Source organism: Novosphingobium sp. TK46, assembly GCF_055361525.1.
In genome coordinates this window covers 642,390-664,985 of the sequence record NZ_CM143963.1, presented here as the reverse complement: position 1 = coordinate 664,985, position 22,596 = coordinate 642,390, and the positions used below count along the sequence as shown (strand labels likewise).

23 protein-coding genes are annotated in these 22,596 nt (G+C 66.2%); 12 read left to right on the top strand and 11 right to left on the bottom strand.

The window, feature by feature from the left end; translation table 11 throughout:
- Nucleotides 1-17 precede the first annotated feature (17 nt).
- Complete coding sequence (locus ACXJ1Z_RS03075; RefSeq protein ID WP_463779453.1) at nt 18-830, bottom strand: metallophosphoesterase family protein; 813 nt, start codon at nt 828-830, stop codon at nt 18-20.
- 259 nt (nt 831-1,089) lie between these two features.
- Between ACXJ1Z_RS03075 and ACXJ1Z_RS03070 the strand changes: the two genes are divergently transcribed.
- The 5 genes from ACXJ1Z_RS03070 (at nt 1,090) to ACXJ1Z_RS03050 (ending at nt 7,173) form a co-directional block, all read left to right on the top strand.
- Nucleotides 1,090-2,502: a glycosyl transferase family protein gene (locus ACXJ1Z_RS03070; RefSeq protein WP_463779452.1), complete on the top strand. Its 1,413-nt coding sequence runs from the start codon at nt 1,090-1,092 to the stop codon at nt 2,500-2,502.
- Nucleotides 2,499-3,695: a hypothetical protein gene (locus ACXJ1Z_RS03065; RefSeq protein WP_463779451.1), complete on the top strand. Its 1,197-nt coding sequence runs from the start codon at nt 2,499-2,501 to the stop codon at nt 3,693-3,695. Before ACXJ1Z_RS03070 ends, ACXJ1Z_RS03065 begins: the two co-directional genes overlap by 4 nt.
- Before the next feature lie 47 nt (nt 3,696-3,742).
- Nucleotides 3,743-4,657, top strand: a complete 915-nt coding sequence (locus ACXJ1Z_RS03060; RefSeq protein ID WP_463779449.1) for a sulfite exporter TauE/SafE family protein — start codon at nt 3,743-3,745, stop codon at nt 4,655-4,657.
- On the top strand, nt 4,654-5,406 hold the full coding sequence (locus ACXJ1Z_RS03055) for a TIGR02186 family protein (protein WP_463779447.1): 753 nt from the start codon (nt 4,654-4,656) through the stop codon (nt 5,404-5,406). The genes ACXJ1Z_RS03060 and ACXJ1Z_RS03055 overlap by 4 nt, the downstream gene beginning before the upstream one ends.
- 93 nt (nt 5,407-5,499) lie before the next feature.
- Complete coding sequence (locus tag ACXJ1Z_RS03050) at nt 5,500-7,173, top strand: ATP-binding protein (RefSeq protein ID WP_463781151.1); 1,674 nt, start codon at nt 5,500-5,502, stop codon at nt 7,171-7,173.
- 15 nt (nt 7,174-7,188) lie between these two features.
- On the opposite strand, the gene ACXJ1Z_RS03045 is transcribed toward ACXJ1Z_RS03050, so the two are convergent.
- The 3 genes from ACXJ1Z_RS03045 to ACXJ1Z_RS03035 all read right to left on the bottom strand — a co-directional run bounded on the left by ACXJ1Z_RS03045 (nt 7,189) and on the right by ACXJ1Z_RS03035 (nt 12,428).
- Nucleotides 7,189-8,673 carry an MATE family efflux transporter gene (locus ACXJ1Z_RS03045; protein WP_463779446.1) on the bottom strand — a complete coding sequence of 495 codons (1,485 nt, stop codon included), beginning with the start codon at nt 8,671-8,673 and terminating at the stop codon, nt 7,189-7,191.
- Nucleotides 8,670-9,401, bottom strand: coding sequence for a 7-carboxy-7-deazaguanine synthase QueE (locus tag ACXJ1Z_RS03040; protein ID WP_463779445.1), 732 nt, complete (start codon nt 9,399-9,401; stop codon nt 8,670-8,672). Before ACXJ1Z_RS03040 ends, ACXJ1Z_RS03045 begins: the two co-directional genes overlap by 4 nt.
- Before the next feature lie 192 nt (nt 9,402-9,593).
- On the bottom strand, nt 9,594-12,428 hold the full coding sequence (locus ACXJ1Z_RS03035; protein WP_463779443.1) for a valine--tRNA ligase: 2,835 nt from the start codon (nt 12,426-12,428) through the stop codon (nt 9,594-9,596).
- 107 nt (nt 12,429-12,535) lie between these two features.
- On the opposite strand from ACXJ1Z_RS03035, the gene ACXJ1Z_RS03030 reads away from it, so the two are divergent.
- From ACXJ1Z_RS03030 to ACXJ1Z_RS03015, 4 genes are read left to right on the top strand one after another with little or no spacing between them, the layout of a single operon-like run.
- Nucleotides 12,536-13,651, top strand: a complete 1,116-nt coding sequence (locus ACXJ1Z_RS03030) for an MlaE family ABC transporter permease (RefSeq protein ID WP_463779442.1) — start codon at nt 12,536-12,538, stop codon at nt 13,649-13,651.
- Nucleotides 13,648-14,535, top strand: a complete 888-nt coding sequence (locus tag ACXJ1Z_RS03025; protein WP_463779440.1) for an ABC transporter ATP-binding protein — start codon at nt 13,648-13,650, stop codon at nt 14,533-14,535. The genes ACXJ1Z_RS03030 and ACXJ1Z_RS03025 overlap by 4 nt, the downstream gene beginning before the upstream one ends.
- Nucleotides 14,536-14,544: 9 nt before the next feature.
- On the top strand, nt 14,545-15,483 hold the full coding sequence (locus ACXJ1Z_RS03020; protein WP_463779439.1) for an MlaD family protein: 939 nt from the start codon (nt 14,545-14,547) through the stop codon (nt 15,481-15,483).
- 41 nt (nt 15,484-15,524) lie between these two features.
- Nucleotides 15,525-16,136, top strand: coding sequence for an ABC-type transport auxiliary lipoprotein family protein (locus ACXJ1Z_RS03015; RefSeq protein ID WP_463779438.1), 612 nt, complete (start codon nt 15,525-15,527; stop codon nt 16,134-16,136).
- A gap of 34 nt (nt 16,137-16,170) precedes the next feature.
- Here the strand turns inward: ACXJ1Z_RS03015 and ACXJ1Z_RS03010 are convergent, their stop codons facing one another.
- The 7 genes from ACXJ1Z_RS03010 to crcB all read right to left on the bottom strand — a co-directional run bounded on the left by ACXJ1Z_RS03010 (nt 16,171) and on the right by crcB (nt 20,888).
- Nucleotides 16,171-16,806, bottom strand: coding sequence for a hypothetical protein (locus ACXJ1Z_RS03010; protein WP_463779437.1), 636 nt, complete (start codon nt 16,804-16,806; stop codon nt 16,171-16,173).
- Between the two features lie 151 nt (nt 16,807-16,957).
- Nucleotides 16,958-17,656 (bottom strand): ATP12 family chaperone protein, encoded by a 699-nt coding sequence (locus ACXJ1Z_RS03005; RefSeq protein WP_463781149.1) that lies wholly within the window; start codon nt 17,654-17,656, stop codon nt 16,958-16,960.
- Nucleotides 17,653-17,883 carry a hypothetical protein gene (locus tag ACXJ1Z_RS03000; RefSeq protein ID WP_463779436.1) on the bottom strand — a complete coding sequence of 77 codons (231 nt, stop codon included), beginning with the start codon at nt 17,881-17,883 and terminating at the stop codon, nt 17,653-17,655. The genes ACXJ1Z_RS03005 and ACXJ1Z_RS03000 overlap by 4 nt, the downstream gene beginning before the upstream one ends.
- On the bottom strand, nt 17,868-18,518 hold the full coding sequence (locus ACXJ1Z_RS02995; RefSeq protein ID WP_463779435.1) for an HAD-IA family hydrolase: 651 nt from the start codon (nt 18,516-18,518) through the stop codon (nt 17,868-17,870). Before ACXJ1Z_RS02995 ends, ACXJ1Z_RS03000 begins: the two co-directional genes overlap by 16 nt.
- Nucleotides 18,515-19,129, bottom strand: coding sequence for an FMN-binding negative transcriptional regulator (locus ACXJ1Z_RS02990; RefSeq protein ID WP_463779433.1), 615 nt, complete (start codon nt 19,127-19,129; stop codon nt 18,515-18,517). Before ACXJ1Z_RS02990 ends, ACXJ1Z_RS02995 begins: the two co-directional genes overlap by 4 nt.
- The gene (locus tag ACXJ1Z_RS02985; protein ID WP_463779432.1) at nt 19,129-20,502 is read right to left on the bottom strand and encodes an RluA family pseudouridine synthase; all 1,374 of its coding nucleotides are present in this window, start codon (nt 20,500-20,502) and stop codon (nt 19,129-19,131) included. The genes ACXJ1Z_RS02990 and ACXJ1Z_RS02985 overlap by 1 nt, the downstream gene beginning before the upstream one ends.
- Nucleotides 20,499-20,888, bottom strand: coding sequence for a fluoride efflux transporter CrcB (gene crcB, locus ACXJ1Z_RS02980; RefSeq protein WP_463779431.1), 390 nt, complete (start codon nt 20,886-20,888; stop codon nt 20,499-20,501). The genes ACXJ1Z_RS02985 and crcB overlap by 4 nt, the downstream gene beginning before the upstream one ends.
- Before the next feature lie 386 nt (nt 20,889-21,274).
- Here crcB and rpsU point away from each other — a divergent pair, with 386 nt between their 5' ends.
- The 3 genes from rpsU (at nt 21,275) to gatC (ending at nt 22,594) form a co-directional block, all read left to right on the top strand.
- The gene (rpsU, locus tag ACXJ1Z_RS02975; protein WP_127708418.1) at nt 21,275-21,481 is read left to right on the top strand and encodes a 30S ribosomal protein S21; all 207 of its coding nucleotides are present in this window, start codon (nt 21,275-21,277) and stop codon (nt 21,479-21,481) included.
- A gap of 153 nt (nt 21,482-21,634) precedes the next feature.
- A complete protein-coding gene (locus ACXJ1Z_RS02970) occupies nt 21,635-22,177 on the top strand; it encodes an FKBP-type peptidyl-prolyl cis-trans isomerase (protein WP_463779429.1) in 543 nt (180 codons plus the stop codon).
- Nucleotides 22,178-22,291: 114 nt separating this feature from the next.
- Nucleotides 22,292-22,594 carry an Asp-tRNA(Asn)/Glu-tRNA(Gln) amidotransferase subunit GatC gene (gene gatC / locus ACXJ1Z_RS02965; protein ID WP_463779428.1) on the top strand — a complete coding sequence of 101 codons (303 nt, stop codon included), beginning with the start codon at nt 22,292-22,294 and terminating at the stop codon, nt 22,592-22,594.
- Nucleotides 22,595-22,596: the final 2 nt, after the last annotated feature.

Sequence of the window (22,596 nt, the reverse complement as noted above, 5' to 3'; positions counted from 1 at the left end):
AAAAGCCGTGTCCGCCGTCAGGCTGCGCGCGCGAACGAGGCGATTGCGCCGTCCTCCTGCTCGCATGCCTGGATCAGCCAACGCTCGGTCCCCTCCAGCCCGATCGCGGTGAGCCGGCCGCTCTGATAGGCGCCGGTGTCGATACCGATGCGATTGGACATGAATTCGGGCGCATCGGTGATGGTGTGGCCGTGCACGATCATCCCGCCGAAATCACCGGCATGGCTCAGAAACGGCTCGCGGATCCAGCGGCAATCCTCGATGGTCTGGCGATCGAGGGGCAGGTCCGGGCGCACCCCGGCATGAACGAAGACGTAATCGCCCAGCCGCACCATCTGTTCGAAGCTGCTCAGGAACGCGCGATCCTCACGCGGAACCGCCTCGGTCATCAGCTGCAGCAATTGCTCCGGGTTCGCCACCGCCAGATCCTGCGCCGCCACGCCATACGACTCCAAGGTCATGCGCCCGCCATAGCGCATGAAGGCCCGCAGGATGCCGGGATCGGCGAAGCTGTCGAGGAACATCTCCTCGTGATTGCCCATGATCAGCCGCACTTCGCGCCGCTGCGACAACACGCGCGCCGAGGCGATAACCCCGGCGCTATGCGGGCCGCGATCGATGAGGTCGCCCAGCAGCACGATGATGGTCCGTGCCGGCTCGCGTGCGGCATCGTCGTTCTCGATCGAGCGGATCACTTCCCGAAACAGATCGAGCCGTCCGTGGACGTCGCCGATGGCATAGATGCGCGTGCCGGGGGCGGTGCTGGCGGGGCGGATCGGCGTGGCTGGCTCGGGCGATCGGCCCGAGAACATGTGGCGTAGGCTTTTCATTGTCTTACCTGATTGTCCCCGCTCAACGCATGGCGGACACGATGTGGCCCTACACTGAACGCCCAGGTCTTAATAATCGGTCGAGGGGGCGGGCCGGCGCACGCGTTATCACCGCAGATACCGCATTCCCGCCAAGTCGCGGTGCCTCGGATTCCGGCCGGCACGCGGGTACCGGGTTACAGGCCTGTATTCGTGGTTACATAAATGTAAATGGCGCCCGCATTCGACTCTTCGTAACCCCGCCGCGGGGGTGCGCAGCATGACGATCGACCTGATATTGCCGGTACTTGCAGGGCTGCAGGTGCTGGAGCAGGAACTGCTTTACTTCGCCGCGTTCTGGTTCGTGCTTGGGGCGGCGGACGAGTTCGCGGTGGATTGCCTGTGGCTCGGCCTGCGCTTACGTCGCTGGTGGTTCAAGGATGATGTGCCCGGGCTGGATACGGCAAGGCCGCTGGCGGCACCCCTGGCGGTGTTCGTCGCCGCATGGCAGGAATCGCAGGTGATCGGCCACATGGTCCGCCATGCCTTGCGCGTCTGGCCCCAGCGCAACCTGACCCTCTACGTCGGCTGCTATGGCAACGATCCGGCGACGGTGGCGGCGGCGATGACGGCGGCGTCGGGCGATCCGCGGCTGCGCATCGTCATCCATGACAAGGCGGGCCCCACCACCAAGGCCGATTGCCTCAACCGCGTCTATCGCGCGATGTGCGAGGACGAGCGCCGCCGCGCCGTCCGCTTTCGCGGCGTGGTGATGCACGATGCCGAGGACATGGTGCATCGCGACGCGATCGCGGCGATCGATGCCGGGCTGGACGCGGCGGACTTCGTCCAATTGCCGGTGCTTCCCGAACCGCAGCCACGTTCGCACTGGATCGCCGGACATTATTCCGACGAGTTCGCCGAAGCGCATGGCAAGACGCTGGTGGTGCGCGATGCCTTGCGCGCGCCGATCCCGGCGGCGGGGGTGGGCTGCGGCTTTGCGCGCGAACGGCTGGCGCAGCTGGCCCGGATGCGCGGACCGGCGGGAGTCGACGGTCCGTTCGCGTCCGAATGTCTGACCGAGGATTATGAGCTGGGCCTGCTGTTTTCGCACGACGATGGCCGCTCGCGCTTCCTGCGCCTGCGCGGTGCCGACGGCAGCCTGATCGCGACGCGCGCCTACTTCCCATCGACGCTGGAGACCGCAGTGCGCCAGAAAACCCGCTGGATCCACGGCATCGCCTTGCAGGGCTGGGACCGGCTCGGCTGGTCTCGCCGCCCGCTCGACGTGTGGATGCGGCTGCGCGACCGGCGCGGTCCGCTGATGGCGGTGGTGCTCGCCGCCGCATATGCCTGGATCTGCGTGAGCGGGGTGCTGCTGTTCGCACAATGGCAAGGATGGACCCTGCCGCAGCGCGATCCACCTGCCTTGCGGATCATGCTGATCGTCAGCACCGTCAGCCTGCTGTGGCGCATGGCGATGCGCTGCGCCTTCACCACGCGCGAGTACGGCGTGGTCGAGGGCTTGCGGTCGGTACCCCGGATGTTCGTTGCCAACGTGATCGCGATCATGGCCGGGCGCCGCGCACTGGTGAGCTACGTGCGCACCTTGCGCGGGGCGGCGGTGGTCTGGGACAAAACCGAGCATCACGCCCATCCGGCGATCGCCCAGACCCGCGCGGTGCCGGCATGAGCGCGCGGCGACAGCGTGCACGCGGCCAGCCGCTGGTGGTGCTGGCCGCGCTGCTGCTCGGCTGGGCCGGGGCGCGGATCACCAGCCTGGGCGGACAGGACGGACCAAGCCTGCCCGAGGCGGTACTGACGGTCGAAACCGCCACGGCCGCGCCGGCTGGGCCGAACCTTGCGTACTATCCGGGGCCGCAATCCTATCCCGGGCCGATGGAGCCGATGCGCGTCGCCTATCAGCCCACGATCCAGTATGTCCCCGTGTGGTATGGCCCCGATCGGAGGCTCCATTATGGCCCGGGGCCGATGGATCGACGCGGCACCTTCACCGGCGCAGATGCGCGCGCGGGCATTCCGGACGATACCGACGGCAACTACTTTCCGCAGTACTCGAGCAATCGCCCGATCTCCCCCGCCGCTCGCGACGATGGCTTGCTGGCCGACGGGATGCCCGCCTTGTTCACCGGTGCTCCAACCCGCGTGCGCTACGGTGAACCCGCCGCGCTGCTGGGGGGACGCATGGGTCGGCTGATCGGCGATCCGTCGCGGTGGTCGATGGATGCCTGGGCGCTTATCCGCAAGGATCCGGCGAAGGTTCCACCGCAAGGCACGCTGCCGAGCACTTACGGTGCCAGCCAGGCCGGCGCGGTGTTGCGCTATCGCCTGGCGATGCAGGATCCCCGCCAGCCCACGGCGTATTTGCGCACGACCAGTACGTTGGGCGGCCTTACCGAGACGTCCGCGGCGCTCGGGCTCTCGGCCCGTCCGCTGGCAAGCGTGCCGATCGTCGCCGCGATCGAGGGACGTATCACACAGCAGGCCGGATCGCACCGGTTCCAGCCCGCGGCGATGGCGGTGACGACGCTGCCGCTGCTTCCGCTGCCGGGCGGGACACGGGCCGAGGTCTATGGCCAGGCGGGCTATGTCGCCGGCCGTTACGCCACGCCCTTTGCCGATGGGCAGGTGCGGGTCGATCGTGCGCTGCTCGATCTCGGGCGGGCGCAGGCGCGGGTCGGCGGGGGTGTGTGGGGCGGCATCCAGAAGGGCGCCTCGCGGCTCGATGCCGGACCCGGCGCCACCGTTTCGTTGCCGCTGACGCCCAAGGTGTTCGGCCGCCTCGCGGTGGACTGGCGCTTCCGCGTCGCCGGCAATGCCGAGCCCGATTCCGGCCCGGCGCTGACGGTCGCGGCAGGATTCTGATCAGACGGCTTTCCACGCCCCCATCGGTAGGCTAGCGAGGCGTGCCGATGGACGTTTACCTGCCAATCGCGAACTTGTCGGTCAACGGTCTCATCATCGTTGGCCTGGGGCTCCTGACCGGCCTGCTCTCGGGCATGTTCGGCGTGGGCGGCGGCTTCCTGACGACGCCGCTGATGATCTTCTATGGCATCCCGCCCACCGTCGCCGCCGCCTCGGCCGCCAGCCAGGTGACCGGCGCCAGCGTATCGGGCGCCTTCGCCCACTCGCGGCGCGGCGGCGTGGACTACCAGATGGGGGGCGTGCTGGTCGCGGGCGGCATCGTCGGCACGGGCGTGGGCGCACTGCTGTTCAACCTGCTGCAGCGGCTTGGCCAGATCGATACCGTCATCAACATCCTCTACGTCGTGCTGCTGGGCTCGATCGGCTGGCTGATGGCGCGCGAGAGCATTCAGACGCTGCGCGCGGAACGCAGCGGCACCCCGCTGCCTGCACGCAAGCGACGCCATCATCCGCTGGTCGCCAGCCTGCCGATGCGCTGGAGGTTCTATCGATCCGGCCTGTACATCTCGCCGCTCGCGCCGTTCCTGCTGGGGCTGGCCACCGGCATCCTGACGATGCTGATGGGGATCGGCGGCGGCTTCGTGCTGGTTCCGGCGATGCTGTATATCCTGGGCATGAGTGCCAACGTGGTCGTCGGCACCTCGCTGTTCCAGATCCTGTTCGTGACGATGGCGACGACGATGATGCATGCGCTGACCACCAAGGCGGTCGACATCGTGCTCGCCACGCTGCTGCTGATCGGGTCGGTCACGGGCGCGCAGATCGGTGCGCAGTTCGCCCAGAAGGCGAGCCCGGTGAAGCTGCGCCTGCTGCTGGCGGTGGTCGTGCTGCTGGTCGCGTTGCGAATGGCGATCGGTCTCGGCTTTCGTCCGGACGAAATCTACACGGTCGCGCCGCTGTGAGGGCGGCGGTCGCCTTGCTCCTCCTGTTGCTGCTGGGCGCCGCGCGTGATCCGATCCTGGTGCCGGAAGTCTCCCAGCACGAGGTGCTGTTGCGCCAAGGCTTCACCGGCACCGAACTGCTGCTGTTCGGTGCCGTGCTCAGCCCGGACGGCACGCGCGCGGCAAAGGATTACGACATCGTCGTCGTGCTCAAGGGGCCGACCCAGTCGATCGTGGTGCGCGAAAAGCAGAAGGTCGCGGGCATCTGGATCAACGTCGACAGCGCCGAACTGCGGTCGGCGCCGTCCTATTACGCGATCGCCTCGACCCGGCCCATCGCCCAGATCGTCGACGACAAGACGGCGGCGATCTATGAGTTGGGTCTGAAGTGGCTGCAGCTGTCGCCGATCGGCTCGATCGATGCGGCCGAACAGTCGCGCTTCGCCGCCGGTCTCGTCTCGCTCAACACCAGCAACGGCCTCTATCGCGAAGAAGAAGGCGCGGTGAAGGTCAGCGAGCAGGTGCTCTACCAGGCCCGAATCGGCCTGCCGTCACGCGTGCCGACGGGAACCTACACCGCGGAGACATTCGCCATCTCCAAGGGCCGTGTCGTCGCCTCGGCCAGCAGCACCGTCGAAGTGCGCAAGATCGGCATCGAGCGGGCGATCGCCATATTCGCGGACCGATATGGCCTGTTCTATGGCTTGCTCGCGGTCGCCGTTTCGGTGGCGATGGGCTGGGTGGCAGGCCGGTTTTTCGCCCTCGTCTAGGACGTAACCCTATCTAAAGACGATGTTAACCTAGCCTGCTTAGTCCCCGGCGTCATGGCAGTGCCAAACTGGCGCCGGGGCAGAGACATGCAGATGGCCGATATCGCGAGCGCCGGTTTCGCACCCGCCGCAGGTGCCCGGGACGGCGAGACCGGGCCTGGCGCAAGGGATGCGCAAGAACCGATCGGCATGGTCATCGAGGTGTCCGGCGCGGGATCGCGCGTGGTGCTGGACATCCCGCGACTGACCGAGTGCGCGAGCGATCCCGATCCGGCGCTGGCACTGGCGGGGCAGGTCGGCATCCAGATCAAGGTGCAGGCCGGAACCACGTGGCTTTTGGCGACGGTGCGCAGCCAGAGGCAGGACGCCAACTCGCCCGAGGCGATCATCGCCGTCATCGACTTTCTGGGGGAGGGCGATGCCGATCCCACCGGTCACATCGCCAACTTCCGGCGCGGCATCACCAATTATCCGATCCCGGGCGCGATGGTCTATCCCGCGACGACCGGGGATCTGCGCGACATCTATGCCCGCACCGGGCGCGCCGCGATCCAGGTCGGCAGCGTCTTTCCCACCCGTGATATCCCCGCGACGCTCTATATCGATGCGCTGCTGGGCAAGCACTTCGCGCTGCTGGGATCGACCGGCACCGGCAAGTCGACCGCCGCGGCGCTGATCCTGCACCGCATCTGCGAGGCGGCGCCCGAAGGCCACATCGTGATGATCGATCCGCATGGCGAATACGGCGCCGCGTTTAAAGACAACGGCGTGATCCTCGACGTCAGCAACCTGCAGATGCCGTACTGGCTGATGAATTTCGAGGAGCACTGCGAGGTCTTCGTCACCACTCGCGGTGACGAGCGGCAGGAGGATGCCGAAATCCTCGCCAAGTGCCTGCTGGACGCGCGCATGCGCAATCGCCTGGGCCAGGAGATGGGCAAGACCACGGTCGACGCGCCGATCCCCTATCTGCTGTCGGATCTGTCCGCGATCATCAACCTGGAGATGGGCAAGCTCGACAAGGGGCGCACCACGGCGGGCTACATGCGCCTCAAGAACAGGATCGACGAGGTCAGGGCCGACCCGCGCTACCAGTTCATGTTCGCAGGGATGCTGGTGGGCGACATCATGGCCGCGTTCATCGGCAAGCTGTTCCGCCTGCCGTCGCGAGGGCGGCCGATCTCGATCATCGACGTGTCCGGGGTGCCGTCCGAGATCACCGCAACCGTCGTCGCGGTGCTCAGCCGGCTGGTGTTCGACTTCGCGGTCTGGGCGCGCGAGGAGCATACCCTGCCGATCCTGCTGGTCTGCGAAGAGGCGCACCGCTACGTTCCGAACGAGCGCAATGCCGATGGTTCGTCGGTCGGGCGGATCATGTCGCGCATCGCCAAGGAAGGCCGCAAGTACGGTGTGTCGCTGGGCCTCATCACCCAGCGTCCCTCCGACCTGGCCGAAGGCGTGCTGTCGCAATGCGGCACGATCATCGCCATGCGGCTGAACAACGATCGCGACCAGGCCTTCGTGCGTGCCGCCATGCCCGAAGGCTCGCGCGGGTTCCTCGAGGCGATCCCGGCGCTACGCAACCGCGAATGCGTGATCTGCGGCGAAGGTGTCTCGATCCCGGTTCGCGTCGGGTTCGACGCGCTGGAGGATGGCCGGCGCCCCGCCTCGGGCGATCCGTTGTTCAGCGACCTGTGGTGCCGGACCGGCGGCGAGGACGAACTGATCCGTCGCACCGTCCAGCGCTGGCGCTCCGGCGGGCGTTGACCGGGGAGCCGGCGATCAGGCGGCCGGGGCCCCGGTCGCGGGCGGGATGACCGCGGCGCGGCGCCATTTGCCTTGCGTGTAGTAGCCCAGCGTCAGCGCCGCCGCGACCACCGAACCGGCGGGATAGGCCCACCACACCGCCTCGCTGCCGATGTGCGAATAGGCGAGGTGGTAGAAACCCAGCCGGGCGGGGTAGAGCGAGAGGAACATGATTACCATCGGCGCGATCACCGCGCCGTAGGCGCGCATCGTGCCCGACAGGATCATCGTCACGCACATCAGCACGAACGAACTGGTGCACACCAGCTGGATATGTTGGGCGATCGGCATCGCCGGGCTGCCGCCGCCAAGGAATAGCGCGAGCAGCGGCCGGTCGGCCAGGACGATGCCGGCCGCCAGCACCACCGACATGCTCAGGGTGGCCGCCAGCCCGATCTTGGTCACGTCACCCACCCGCTTGTGGTTGCCCGCGCCCAGCGACTGCGCGACCATCGCGCTGACCGCAGAGCTGACCGCGAACGCGGGCATCTGCAGGTAGTTCCACAATTGCAGCGAGGCGCCATAGGCGGCGGAGGCGTTCAGCCCCTCGCGATTGACCAGCCCGATCATGACGAGGCCGGCGGACGACACCAGCAGCATCTGCGCGCCCATCGGGATGCCCTTGGCGATCATGTAGCGCAGCGGCTCACCTTGCGGGATCAGATAGCGGAATTCCGGCCCGCGCAAACGCAGCGGCAGGTCCTGCGCGTAGATCCGCCATAGCTGGAAGATCAGTCCGGCAAGGTTCGCGAAGGCGGTCGCCGCCGCCGATCCCGCGATGCCCAGCGTCGGCAGCGGACCCGGGCCGATGATCAACAGCGGATTGAGCACGATGTCCACGGCGGCGGTCAGGATCATCGCATAGAGCGGCGTCTTGGAATCGCCCGCGCCGCGCATGCCCATCGACACCATCATCGATACCACGCCGAAGGGGATAGTGATGAAGATGACGCGCAGATAGCTCAACGCCAGCGCTCCGCTGGACGCCGGAGTGCCCAGCGCGGCGAGGATATGGGGCGTGAAGATCCAGCCGATCAGACCGGTGATCACGCCCAGCAGGATGCAGAAACCCACGCCGGTGCCGAAATTGCGCCGCGCTGCTTCGATATCGCGCGCGCCGAAAAATTGCCCGACGCGAACGGTGGTGGCGGTGCCGAACCCGATCACCAGCGCGATCAGCAGGAACATGACGATATTGGCGTTGGCGGTGGCGGCCAGCGCGCTCTCGCCCAGCAGGCGCCCCACCCAGATCGCGTTGATCGAACCGTTCAGCGTCTGCAGGATCGAGCTGATCAGCATCGGCACCGAGAACGCCAGCAGCGTGCTCAGGATCGGCCCTTGGGTCAGGTCGCCCTGACGTCCCCCCTCCTTGCCGTGCGGCGCACCGGGCGGCGGCGTTTGCGGTATCGGCTGGGTCTCGGCCGCGTTCTCGCCGATGGGGATGGGGGAGGCCTCGTTCATGTGCCCCTCGTGTCCCCATAGAGGTGGATGTGCAAGCGGTCGGTGAACCGAAGGCCGTGCTGCAGACAGATTTGCGCCAGCCAGCGGTTGCGTGGATGAAGTTCCGCCGGGGTGCGCCCTTCGGCCATCAGGAAGATGCGGTCACCGGGGATGGCGTAGCGGGTCTGCAGTGCGAGCACTTCGGCGACGTCGGCGTCATTCGCCACCACGAACTTGAAAAAGGCGCGCGGATCGGCGGACCAGGCGGCGAGGCGCTCCGGGATCAGCGCGAGGTCGGCCGGATTGCCGCTATGGCTGAGCTTGGGGCTGACGTTGTACTGGTGCACTTGGCCGTCGAGCGCCGGGTGCGGAGCGACGGTGCCGTTGGTCTCGATCTCGACGTGCATGGCGGGCAGCAATTCGACCATGCGACCCAGCGCTGCGCCCTGCAGCAGCGGCTCGCCGCCGGTGATCACCAAGCGATCGGGTGTCAGCGCGGCGATGCGGGCGGCGACGTCCTGCTCGCTCAACGTCAGCTGGTTCGCGCTGCGGTCGAAGGCGAGCGCGTCCTTGTGCGGGCGATTGTCGCCCTCGAAGCGCCAGGTATAAGCGGTATCGCACCACTGACAGGCAAGGTTGCAGCGCGACAGCCGCACGAACGTGCTCGGCCGGCCAAGCGACGGTCCTTCTCCCTGGAGCGAGGCGAAGATCTCCGGTTCGCCGGGCGTGGTGGTGGCGAGCGTCAGCATGTTGCCGCTTGCATGAAACACAAGTTGCCGCAGTTGCCGGTGTCCAGAGAGAAACCGTCATGCCTCCGATTTGCGCCGCTTCGGTTGGGGCAAAGAGCAAGGGAAGCGGCGGAGTTCATGATCGCGCAGATGCCAGATCGCGGCGATGTAGGAAAATGGTTTGTCCTCCCCGTTGCGGGGGAGGACGATGGTTCAGCCCAGCCGAGCCAGCGCCGCTTGCAACCGGTCGGCCTCCGAAGCGTGGGCGGCATGGTCTGCCTTGGCCTTGTCCACGGCTTCGGGCTTCGCCTTTTCCACGAAGGCCGGATTCTCCAGCCGCTTGCCCAGCGAATCCCTCTCCTTGATCGAAGTCGCCAGCGCCTTTTCAAGCCGCGCCTTCTCAGAAGCCAGATCGATCACGCCTTCCAGCGGTATCGCCAGCATCGCATCACCCGCACCCACCTGCATCGCGGGACCGGCAGGCGCGGCCTCGAAGCGGATCGCATCGAGACGAGCGAGGCGGTCGATCGCGCCGGCACTGCGGCCGATGGTGGCGCGGGTCGCCTCGGACGGCTCGGCAAGGTAGGCGGTCAGGCGGGCGCCCGGCGAGATGCCGAGTTCGGCCTTGGCCCCGCGCAAGTTGCCGACCAGCGCGATCAGCCACTCGACTTCGGACTTCGCCTGGGCATCGACAGCCGCTGCCGGCTCGGGCCACTTCGCCACGATCAGCTCGTAGGGCCGCTCGCCCATCTTCGACCACAGTTCCTCGGTCACGAAGGGCATGAACGGGTGGAGCATGACCAGGATCTGATCGAGCACCCAGCCGGCGACAGCCTTCGTCTCCTCGTCGAACGATCCCTTGATCAGCTCGATGTACCAGTCGCAGAACTGGCTCCAGGCGAACTGGTAGATCGTGTTCGCCGCCGCATCGAAGCGCAGGTCGGCCATGGCCTTGTCCAGTGCGGCGACCGTCTCGACCACTTCGCTGATGATCCAGCGGTTGACCGCCGAGGTCGCTGCCGGGGCGGCGATCGACTGGCTCGCGCCGATCCCGTTGGACTGGCAGAAGCGCGCCGCGTTCCACAGCTTGGTGGCGAAGTTGCGGTACCCCTCGACCCGCTTTTCATCCATTTTCACGTCGCGGCCCTGGCTCTCCATCGCCGCCATGAAGAAGCGCAGCGCGTCGGCGCCGTACTGGTCGATGAGGCCGAGCGGATCGACGACGTTGCCCTTGGACTTGGACATCTTCTGGCCATCGGCGGCGCGCACCAGACCATGCAGGTAGAGCCGCTTCCACGGCACTTCCTTCATGAAATGAATGCCCTGCATCGCCATCCTCGCATCCCAGAAGAACAGGATGTCGAAGCCGGAGATCAGCAGGTCGTTGGGGTAATGCTTGGCGAGCAGGGCGCTGTCGTCCGGCCAGCCGAGCGTAGCGAACGGCCACAGCGCGCTGGAGAACCAGGTGTCGAGCACGTCTTCGTCGCGCCAGATCGGAATTTTGCCGGCTAGTCGCGGGGCTGTGCCACCGCCTTTTTTGTCGGCAAACAATGTACCGAATATGGCGGTCTGTCTTGAGCTCTCGATGATAACTTCATCGGGTGAAACGCCGTAGAATTCAGCAGCTAGGAGTATAGCTTCGTTCTCGGTCTCAGCGACAAAATGCTCGTCGATGGCGCGATCACGACCGGACGCATACTCTTTGAAAACGGGTCTACCAGCTTCGTTCTTCGTAGGACCATACCAAGCGGGAATCCGGTGTCCCCACCACAGCTGACGGCTGACGCACCACGGCTGGATGTTCTCCATCCAGTTGAAGAACGTCTTCTCCCAGCTCTTGGGCACGATCTCGATCGCCCCCGAGCGTACCGCGTCCATCGGTGCCTTCGCCAAAGTCTCGGCATCGACGTACCACTGATCGGTCAGCCATGGCTCGATCACCACGCCACCACGGTCGCCGTAGGGCGTCTGGATTACCCGGTCCTCGACCTTTTCGAGCAGGCCGAGTTCGTCCATCGTCTGCACGACCTGCTCACGCACGGCGAAGCGGTCGAGGCCGAGCAGACCATGCGGCACCAGCCCGTCCGTCGTTTGGCAGACCTTGGCCTCGGCATCGAGCATGTTGAGCATGTCGCCCGCCTTGATCCCGGCGCGCCTTCCGACTTCGAAGTCGTTGAAGTCATGCCCCGGCGTGATCTTCACCGCGCCAGAACCGAGTTCCGGATCGGCATGCTCATCGAACACGACCGGGATCTCGCGCCCGGTAAGCGGCAGCGTCACGGTCACGCCGCGCGCGACCAGATCCTTGTAGCGCTCATCCGCCGGGTTCACCGCCACCAGCATGTCGGCCAGCATCGTCTCGGGCCGGGTGGTGGCGACCGAGATGTGGCCCGAGCCGTCCGACAGCGGGTAGCGGAAGTGCCAGAACTTGCCGTCGATCTCGCGCGTCTCGACCTCGAGGTCGGAGATCGCGGTCTTGAGGCGCGGATCCCAGTTCACCAGCCGCTTGTCGCGGTAGATCAAGCCTTGGCTGTGCAGGTCGACGAACACCTTCACCACCGCCTTGGTGAAATGCGGGTCCATGGTGAACTGCTCGCGACTCCAGTCCATCGAGCAGCCGAGGCGGCGCAGCTGGCCGGTGATGGTGCCGCCGCTCTCGGCCTTCCACTCCCACACCTTCTCGATGAACTGCTCGCGGGTGTAGTTGGTGCGCTTGTCCTGGCGCGCTTCCATCTGGCGCTCGACCACCATCTGCGTGGCGATGCCGGCGTGGTCGGTGCCGACCACCCACAGCGCGTCCTTGCCGCGCAGCCGCTCGTAGCGGATGACGATGTCCTGCAGCGTGTTGTCGAGCGCGTGCCCGATGTGCAGGCTGCCGGTGACGTTGGGCGGCGGGTTGACGATGGTGAATGGGGTCGCGTCCGGCCGCTCGGGACGGAACAGGCCGGTGGTTTCCCAATGCTGGTACCACTTGGCCTCGATCGCGGCGGGGTTGAAAGTCTTGTCGAGCACCGTGGTCGATGCTTCGCTATTGCTATCCTGCGTCATGGCGCGAGGCTTTGCCAGCGGCGCGCGGCGGGTGCAAGCGGCGCGCCGGACCAACCGACAGCACAATCTCTTGCCGTGCTGCCGATTTGGCCCCAATACAGTGCTGCATGCGCGAATGGGCTGACTTCACTCTTGCCGAAACGGCGGAAGGCGGCAGCCACACGCTGGCGCTCAACGGGCCGTTGCGCGTGCATTCCCTTGGCAATCTCGATACCAAGCTTGATGCGGTTTCAAGCCGGCTCGACAAGGTCGACATGGCCAGCGTCACCGATATCGACACCACCGGTGCCTGGCTCGTGCGCCGGTTCGCGCGCAAGCATCAAGTGCAGATCGTCGGCGAGAGCGAGCAGGCGCGGCGCCTGTTCGCCGCTATCGGCGACTTCGACGAACAGGACGTTGTGGTCGCACCGCGGCCAGGGATACTGCTGCGCACGATTGGCGAGGTGGGTGATATCGTCGTCCACTGGGGCCACGGCATCGTTCGCGTGCTGAGCTTCCTGGGCGCGCTGCTCGGATCGCTGGGTACGATGATCCGCCACCCGTCGCGGTTGCGCGGCACGGCGCTGCTGTACCACATGCAGTACGTGGGCGTAAATTCGCTGGGCATCATCGGCGTGATGAGCTTTCTGATCGGCATCGTCATCGCCCAGCAAGGCGCGGTGCAGCTGCAGCAGTTCGGCGCCGAAATCTACACGATCAACCTCACCGGGCGCCTGTCGATGCGCGAACTGGGCATCCTGATGACCTCGATCATGGTCGCGGGACGTTCTGGATCGGCGTTTGCCGCGCAGATCGGCACGATGCGGCTGACCGAGGAAGTCGATGCCATGCGCACGATCGGCGTATCGCCGATGGAGGCGCTGGTGGTCCCGCGCGTGCTGGCATCGGTGCTGATGATGCCGCTGCTGGGCTTTTACGCTGCGGTGGTCTCGATCATCGGCGGCGCCTTCATCTCCAGCTTCGCGCTCGATATCCCTTTCCTCACCTTCCTCAAGCGCATTCAGGAAGTGGTGCCCATCACCGACGTGTGGATCGGGCTGATCAAGGCGCCGGTGTTCGCGCTGATCGTGGCGATGGCGGGCTGCTATCAGGGCATGCAGGTCGAGGCCAATGCCGAGGAGGTGGGGCTTCGCACCACGCAATCGGTGGTGACGGCGATCTTCACGGTGATCGTGCTGGATGCGTTCTTCGCGATCTTCTTCACCGAGATCGGCTGGAAATGAGCGAGCAGGTGCAGACCATCGATCGCGGAACTGATGCTATCGCCGATTCTCCGATCGTCGTGCGCGGCCTGCGCAACTCGTTCGGCGACAACGTGATCCATGACAATCTCTCGCTCGAGGTGCGCAAGGGCGAGATCCTGGGCGTGGTCGGCGGCTCGGGCACGGGCAAGTCGGTGCTGATGCGTTCGATCATCGGCCTGCAGCGGCCCGATGCCGGTGAGATCGCGGTACTGGGCCATGACATGCTCTCACCCAGCGAGCAGGACGATATCGACATCCGTTCGCGCTGGGGCGTGCTGTTCCAGGGCGGCGCGCTGTTCTCCACGCTGACGGTGGGTGAGAACGTCGAGGTACCGCTCAAGCAGTTCTATCCGGACCTTAGTGACGACCTGCTGCATGGCATCGCCCGGTTCAAGGTGCGCCTCTCGGGCCTCGCGGAGGAAAGCGCGCTCAAATATCCGTCCGAGCTGTCCGGCGGCATGCGCAAGCGGGCGGGGTTGGCGCGGGCGCTGGCGCTCGATCCCGAACTGCTGTTCCTAGACGAGCCGACGGCCGGGCTCGACCCGATCGGCGCCGCCGCCTTCGACCAGCTCACGCGTGAGCTCAAGGAGACACTGGGGTTGACGGTGTTCCTGATCACCCACGATCTCGACACGCTCTATGCCATCTGTGACCGGGTTGCGGTGCTGGCGGACAAGCAGGTCATCGCGGTGGGTACGATCCCGGAACTGCTGGCGCTGGATCATCCGTGGATCCAGGAATACTTCAATGGTCCCCGCGGGCGCGCTGCGGAGGCGAGCCAGGAGCGGGGCCAGGAAAATCGCGCGTCGTTGGCCGAGATCGCTCCTGAGGGGCTCGACGCCACGGACACCACAGGAGCATAGGGTCAGACGATGGAAACACGTGCAAACCACGTCTGGGTCGGTGCGGTCACGCTGCTGCTGGTGGCGTTCCTGGCGGCGTTCGTGATCTGGATCGCGCGCCTGAACCAGGGCGCGCAGAACGAATACGACATCTTCTTCAAGCAGTCGGTCGATGGTTTGGCGAAGGGGTCCGAAGTGGCCTACGCTGGTGTTCCCAGCGGCCAGATCAGCCAGATCGAGTTGTGGCCCAAGGATCCCAGCTTCATCCGCGTGCGCATCCGCGTGGACGAGAAGGTGCCGATCACGGTCGGTACCACCGCGACCATCCAGGGCAGCTTCACCGGCGTTTCCGACATCCAGCTCGAAGGCGCGCAAAAGGGCGCTCCGCCGATCGTCGAGCCCGGGCCGGAAGGCGTGCCGGTAATCCCGACCAAGGCTGGCGGCCTGGGCGCGATCCTCTCCAACGCGCCGTTGCTGCTCGAACGACTGGCGACGCTGACCGAGAACCTCAACCTGCTGTTGAACGAGGACAATCGCAAATCACTCAGCGGCATTCTTGAAAACACCAACAAGATGACGCGCGATATCTCGTCGGCCACCCCCGAGTTCCGCGGGGCGATGGTGGAATTGCAGAAGTCGCTGGCACAAGCGCGGGTGACGCTGCAGTCGTTCCAGAACGTCGCCGACAAGGCCGACGATGTGTTGGGCAACGAGGGCAACTCGCTGGCGGTGCAACTGCGCCAGACGCTGGGTTCGGCGCAAAGCGCGATGGATCAGCTCAACAAGACGATGCAGACGGTACAACCCGCGCTCACCCAGGTCTCGACTTCGACCATTCCTTCAGCCGAAGCCGCCATACGCGATTTGCGCGCGACCACGCGCGCCTTGCGCAACGTGACCGAGAAGATCGACGAGCAGGGCGCTGGCGCTTTGCTCAAGGGCCAGAAACTGCCGGACTACAAGAAATGAGCGGACCGGACAGATACGCAGACATGGGAGGCGCAGGCCGCATGGTTAGGGGCAAGCTTTTGGCTCGACGATTGGGCGGCGGTGCCCTTGCCGGCCTCGCGACGCTGGCGCTGGCGGGATGCATCAGCTTCGGCCCCAAGGTGCCGCAGCAGCTGCTCAGCCTGGTGCCGGATAACACTGCCCAGGTCGGGCCGGTCTCGACCGGGAACACCGCGGATGCCATCGTCGTGCTCAATCCGGAAACGGATCGCACCCTGGACATGCTGCGGGTGCCGGTGCGGGTGAACGCATCCACGGTTGCCTATCTGCAGGATATCGCCTGGATTGAGAAACCGTCCCATCAGTTCCGCGCGCTGCTGGCCGAAACGCTGCGCACGCGAACCAGCCGGTTGGTGGTGGAAGACGGCGACATCGATGCGATCGGACGGACTGTGGTGAGCGGTCGGCTGCTGGCGATGGGGTATGATGCGCCTACGCAGTCGGTCGTGGTGCGGGTGGCGATCCAGCGGCAGGAAAAGGGCGGTGCGATCACCTCGCGCAGGTTCGAGGCCGTGATTCCGGGTATCGCCGCCAAGGCCGCGCCGGTCGCAGCGGCGCTTGGCCGGGCATCGAACGATGTCGCTGCGCAAGTCGCAAGCTGGGTGACGCAATAGCGCCACCCAAGACAGCCTGAGCCTTTTCGCGCGACTAGACGGCGATCCGCCCGAACGGCAGCAGCTTGCGCGCGATGGCTGCGCCTGCCTTGCCGTCATTGGCTCGTAGGGCCGGCAGGATCGATAAGGCGGCGCGCTTCATCCGCCCATCCAGCGGGGTCGGCGTGGCCGCGACCGCCGCCGCTTCCGCCCAGCGCCGGGCCTCGCCGACCGCGCTCGGATCGCGCCGGATCTTCATCATCGCCGCCAGACCAAGATAGAACGCGCGATTGCCGCCCAGCGCGACACCGCGATTGAGCGCCGCTTCACCAGCGTCACTGCGGGCGCCGAGTCCCGCCCGGGCAACCATGCTTCCCAATTGTTCGATCGCGTCGAGATGCCAGCCGGCAATCACCATCTGCGCTTCGGCGTCGCGCGGATCGCGTGCGGCCAGACCCTCGAAGATGGCGAGCGAGGCGCGGGCATCGCTGCGGCTGCGTGTCAGCTTCGCGCGGTAGCCGATGCCGATGCCGACGCCGCGTTGCAAAGTCGCCTCGTGTTCCCCGGGATGCGCCGCGAGGATACGGTCGGCGGCGGTGATCGCCTGCTGCACCAGCGCCAGCGCGGCGCCCTTGTCAGGGGCTTCGAACGCGGCGGCTGTCAGCAATTCGCGAGGGGTCTGCGCGGCCATCGCGACGGCGGGTATCGCTGTGCAGACGAGCGCAGATAGGGCCAAGGCAGTTGCGCGAAGCATAGACTCTCCCGCCACGAGGAAGTGGTTCGCCCGAAGATGACCGTGGTTACAGGATAATGCCAGCTGCGATTGCCATATGGCGCCTTGTTCAATCGGTCCGTGCCAGCACCGCGAAACGTGCCGCGCGGGTGAAGGCCTCGAACCGACGCGCCCGTCGTTCCTCGGCCTCCCACTCGCGGCCCCACAGTTCGGCCTGCCACTCTTCCTCGAGGTTCGCGGCGGTCCATAGCGCGGTGAGATCGGCATCCGGTTCGATCGCCAGTAGCGCGACCACGAGCGAGGCCGAAAGGCTTGTCAGCATCCGCAGCGCCGCCAGTTGGAACGGATCACGATCTTGCAGAGCCAGCGCCAGCCGTTCCAGCGTGGCGGCAGGCTGCGGCTTGTGGATGATGCCGGAGATGCGGGTGAAGCGCACGCCGAAATGCGCCTCGGCCTGAGTCAGCACCGGCTCCCAAATGTCGATCTGGCGCCGGTGCAGCGGCTCGTCGGGATCGGCACGATAGCACAGCGTATCGGTCTCCGCATAAGGCAGCAGGCCGGCAACCGCGTCCTCCTTGCCGCCGGCGATGGCATCGATCGCGTAGTCGGCAAGGTCTCGCAAAACGAACAGTCCGGGATCGAGCGTATCGCCCTGTACCGACCACTCCTGCGCCAACGCTTCGGCCAGCGCCTGCGTGGGCACGACCTGCGGCATGCCCGCGGCGGTCTTGATCGCCCGACCGTCTAGCCTCACCCGCCACCCATCGTCCGTCTGGTCGACCGCGACCGACTTGTAGAAGCGCTTCACTGCGGCGTTCTCCATTTGCGCGCAAGCCTGACCGGTATGATGAAAACGTCGACGAGGCCATTTGCGAGCAGCAGGTAGCCGAGCCATGCCGGCGCAGCGATCCGGTCCGACACGATCAGCATCCCGATCACGACTAAGGCTACGCCGGCAAGACGGACCGCCTGGATGGTGAAGAAGCGCCGTCGCGCCGCATCGGCCGCAATCGCGTCCGTCACGCCAGCAGCCACTGCGTCAACTCGGCAGGGCTGGTGGCGACGCGATCGGCGCCCGCAGCCAGAAGCTCGCGGGGCGCGTGATATCCCCAATCTACGCCGATACCGCGCACGCCGCCGTCTCGCGCCATCTGCATGTCGTAGGCGGTGTCGCCGATCATCACCGCCTGGTTCGCCTGGGCGCCAGCCTGCGACAGAGCGGCTTCCAGCATCGCGGGGTGCGGCTTCGAGGGGTGCCGGTCGGCAGTCTGCAGCGTGACGAACAGATCCGCGATGCCATTGTCGGCAAGGCAGTGCGTCAGCCCGCGATCGGACATGCCGGTGGCGACGCCAAGCGTCCAGCCTGCCGCCGCCAGCGTGCGCAAGGCCTCGGCCATGCCCGCGAACAGCGGCTGTGATAGCCGCCCGTCGCTGCGCGCGGTGCGAAACGCGATCTTGTAGCCCTCGACCAGGGCATGACGCAGGTCGTCGTCGCTTTCGGGGACCAGGGTGCCCATCGCCTGCGGCAGCGACAGGCCGACCGCGCGGCGGATCCTGGTGCGATCCGGCGCCGCGATCCCTTCGCCCGCGAACGCGGCTTCCATCGCCTCGCAGATGCTGGCCTGACCATCGATCAGGGTGCCATCGCAATCGAACACGGCCAGCTTCATGCGGCTTCGTCCCGCATCCGGCGCGCGATCCCGGCGTTGCCGTTCACGTCGAGGCCGCTGGCGACCCGCTCGCGATCTCCGGCAGACTTGTTCTGCGACAGCTTCGCGGTGTAGCGCCAGTCGCGGATATCGAGCTCGAAGCCGACGATCGCGGGGATCATCGCATCGACATCGGCGGGCGAAGCCTGATCGAGCGTCCAGGCGCTTCCGTGCGGGATGCGCGCCTCGCTGGCATCGATCAGCATGGCAATCTGGGCGCGCAAGCTGCTCTCATCCAGCTGGCTGACACGACCTTCAAGCTCCGCCGCGACATAGTTCCACGTCGGCACGTTGCTGGCGTCGGCATACCATCGCGGCGAGATGTAGCCATTGGGTCCGTTGACCACGCATAGCGCCGTCATGCCATCGAGGTGGTCGGCGATCAGATTGCGGCGCGCGATATGGAACCGCAACGCGCTTTCACCGAACCAGACGACCGGGGCATGCACCACGCGCGGACCTGCGGGCACGCCAGCGAAAATCATCGTGAAGCCGACCTGTTCGACCAGCGCACGACACGCCGCGAGGCTGCGTGCGCGGTCTTCGGGATGGAAGCACGGATCAGGGTGCATCAGGACTTTCCGCGTGGAGCGGATGGCCTTCCCGTCGGCTTGCGAGGCGCGGGCTTGCCTTCGGGGCGTGAGGCCGGCTTGCTTGCCGGGCGCGCGGATTTGGTGCCGGCCTTGTCGGTTTTCCCAACCGATTTGGAAGTGCCCTTGGCCGGGGCCTTGGCCGTCGCCTTGCCGGCGGTCTTGACCGAGCCGGGTCCGAACTTCACCGGTGCGCTGCGGCCCGATCCCTCGCCGCGAGAGCGCCGCTCACCGCGACGTTCCTTGCGGAACTGCTTGGCGTGGGCCTTGGCAAGGCGCTTCTTGTCTTCGCGCGTGTCCTCGCCGCGAAGCTCGGGGATGTCGGCACCATCGGCCTCGTCGAAGCCCAGCTGCTCCATGCCCATCGCGAAGTGTTCAGGCAGGGGAGCGGTGACGTCGAGCGGGGTGCCGTCCGGGTGGTCGATGATCAGGCGGCGTGCGTGCAAGTGCATCTTGCGGCTGATCGAACCCGTGAGGAACGCGTCCTGACCGCCGTATTTGCCGTCGCCGACGATCGGATGGCCGATCGCCGCCATGTGGACGCGCAGCTGATGCGTGCGCCCGGTCAGCGGGTGCAGCTCGACCCAGCAGGCGCTGTTGCCCGCGCGGTCCAGCACGCGATAGCGCGTGCGCGCCGATTGGCCGCCTTCCACATCGACGTGCATCTTCTCGCCGCCGGTACCCGGCTGCTTCGAAATCGGCAGCTCGATCATGCCATCCTCGATCGACGGCACCCCGACGACCAGCGCCCAATAGATCTTGCGCGCCGAACGGCCCGAGAACCGCTTCGAGAAATAGGCCGCGCTGCCCGGCGTGCGAGCGATCAGCAGCACGCCCGAAGTATCCTTGTCGAGCCGGTGGACGAGACGGGGACGCGGGCCTTCCGAAGCGTATGCGTCAAGCAACTGGTCGACATGCTGGGTCATGCCCTTGCCGCCTTGTGTCGCCAGGCCCGGTGGCTTGTTGAGCACGATCGCGGCGCGGTCCTGCGTCAGCACCATGCTGTCGGCGAGTTCGAGTTCCTCCTCGGTCAGCGGGCGGCGCACCGGTCCGTCAGACTTGGGGTCGCCACCCGGCGGCACCCGCAGCGTTTGCCCTGCAGCCAGATGCGTGTCGACCTTGGCGCGCTTGCCATCGACGCGGATCTGTCCGGTGCGGGCCCAGCGCGAAACGGTCGCGAAACCGACTTGCGCCAGATGCCGCTTGAACCAGCGATCGAGGCGCACGCCGTCATCGTCGTCGGCAATCTTGAACTGGCGCACGTTGTCGCTGGCGCCGCCCTTGTCCTTGTGCGCCTTAGGCTTGCGTGCCTCGTCCTTGTCGACGGGGCCATCGTTTGGATCGTACTTGCTCATGCCGTCGCTCGCATCATCATAAGGCCGAGCCACAGCCCGAACAGGCCAGCGCCGAGCGATGCGGCGATATAGAGGGCCGCAAGACCGGGTTGTGCACGCTGTATCAGGGAAATAGCCTCAAGGCTGAAGGAAGAGAATGTGGTGAAGCCGCCCAGCACGCCCACCGCGAGCAGCAGCCGGGTCGCCTCGCTATGGTTGCCGAACCGGGCGAGCCAGCCCACGAGCAAGCCCATCGCCAGGCTGCCGACGATGTTGACGCTTAACGTCGCCCACGGAAAGCCGCTCGCCCGCAACGGTCCGATCGCCCCCACCCACGCGCGCCCGATGCAGAAGCGCAGCCACGATCCGAGCGCGCCGCCGGAGGCGACGAGCAGCGAGGCTGTCATGAATGAAGGTTGCGGCGGTTGTGGCACCCTCGCGCCATAGACCGGGCACGGTTAGAAGTCACCCCATCGTCCCCGGGCCATCGTCCCCGGGCCATCGTCCCCGGGCCATCGTCCCCGAGGCCTGCGCCCATGCGGACTTAACCTCTGGAGATGAAGCTGCTATGGATAAGCAAGATGTCGCTGCGGCTGCGCGGAATAGCTCTGTCCGCGAACGAACCGTCACACCCTGCAGGGTTGCCAAGACGTAGCGACTCTGGTAGCGGCGCGCCGTTGTCGCAGATCCTCCGGAGGGATCGGCGGCGTTCGTCATTGTAAGTTTTTTGCGGGCGGTTCGGCAGGCAAGCGCTGGATGGCCTCGTTTCGCATTTTGTGAGGTTCTTCGATTTATGCAAATTCTCGTCCGGGACAACAACGTCGATCAGGCTCTGCGCGCGCTCAAGAAGAAGCTGCAGCGCGAGGGCGTTTATCGTGAGATGAAGTTGCGCCGTCACTTCGAGAAGCCGTCCGAGAAGCGTGCTCGCGAGAAGGCGGCCGCCGTGCGCCGCGCTCGCAAGCTCGAGCGCAAGCGCCTGGAGCGTGACGGCGCCAAGTAGGATTTGCCGGCTGTTCGGCGCAGGGGCGGGCCGCGCCTCTTCGCTTGAACGGTCGCCTTGCTTGAGCCATGAGGGCGCGGACCGGATCCGCGCCCTTTGCGTTTTCGCCAGACCTTTTTGTCCAGACCTTACTTGTTGCGAGGCCCGACCCAGATGACCGAGATCCACCGCGTCCCGCTCCAGCCGATCGGCAAGGGCAGCCTGACCAAGCTGTGGCTTGGTATCGCCGTCGTCGCATTGCTGGGTGGTGGGGTGGCCTATGCCACGATGCCGCCTTCGGTCGACGTCGAGACGATCACCAAGGGTACCGGTGAATCACCGACGCGGGAAGACGTCGCGCTGATCAACTACAAGGGCACGCTCCCTGACGGTAAGGTGTTCGACGAGGGCAAGCAGGCGGTTCTGCCGCTCGCGGAAGTCGTGCCGGGCGTCACCAAGGCGCTTGAACAGATGCAGCGCGGCGGCAAGTACAAGGTCCATATCCCCTCGCAACTGGGATATGGCGACAAGGCGACCGGACCGATCCCCGCCAATACCGACCTGAACTTCGAAATCGAACTGCTCGACTTCAAGAGTCGCGCCGAGATCGAGCAGCAGCAGCGGATCATGCAGCAGATGCAGCAGATGCAGATGGGTGGCGCGGGCGCCGCCGGTGCTCCGGGCGCCGTGCCGCAAAGCTTGCCGCCGACGCAGTGACCCGGCGCCAACGCGTCGCTTGAATCTGGCGGAGGTGCTTGCCACTTTCGCCGCTTCCCCGCCCGTTCGCGCGGGCCTTGTCGGGCGTCAGCCTGGCGGACATGAGGACGAACCATGTCGGTCGATACCGCAACCGTCGCGAAGATCGCTTCCCTCGCTCGCATCAAGTTGAGCGGTGACGAGGTCGAGGCGATGGTGCCTGAACTCAACGGCATCCTGGCTTGGGTCAAGCAGCTTGGCGAAGTCGACGTTTCCGGGGTGGAGCCGATGACAGCGGTGATCCCCAACACGCTGCGCCTGCGCGACGATGTGATCGATGCCGATCCGCTTACCGGTGGCGGCATCCGCGAGAAGGTCCTGGCCAACGCACCCGCTGCCGAGCACGGCTTTTACGGCGTGCCCAAGGTGATCGAATAAGC